Source organism: Psychrobacter sp. W2-37-MNA-CIBAN-0211 (assembly GCF_040309405.1).
GTDB lineage: Bacteria > Pseudomonadota > Gammaproteobacteria > Pseudomonadales > Moraxellaceae > Psychrobacter > Psychrobacter glaciei.
Genome location: NZ_JBEOOU010000060.1, coordinates 1 through 357, shown reverse-complemented (window position 1 = coordinate 357; position 357 = coordinate 1). Strand labels below are relative to the sequence as shown.

At 40.1% G+C, this 357-nt stretch carries 1 protein-coding gene; it reads right to left on the bottom strand.

Going from position 1 to position 357, the window contains the following annotated elements; translation table 11 throughout:
• Positions 1-58: 58 nt before the first annotated feature.
• Positions 59-357, bottom strand: a 299-nt coding sequence (rplD, locus tag AAEY72_RS14285; protein WP_352311162.1) for a 50S ribosomal protein L4, incomplete at its 5' end; no start/stop codon positions are given.

The window sequence follows — 357 nt, the reverse complement described above, 5'->3', positions numbered from 1 at the left end:
GTACTCTTTTCAGAGATATGTGGACCAAGAATAACTTTTAGCAAACGTTCTTCGCGGATCATGCTAGCATCTCCTCGATTTGCTTCACTGCATCAGCAGTAACAAGAACAGTGTTGAACGCAATTAGACTAACTGGGTCAAGACCCGCTACGTCACGCACGTCAACTTTGTATAAGTTGCGAGCTGCTAAGAATAAATTCTCATCAACTTCAGCTGTAACAATTAGAACATCTTCTAAGTTCATTGCTTTTAATTTAGCTTTCAGCTCTTGTGTTTTAGGAGCTTCGACACCAAATGATTCAACAACAACCAGACGATCTTGACGTACCAATTCAGAAAATATGCTCTTAAGAGCAC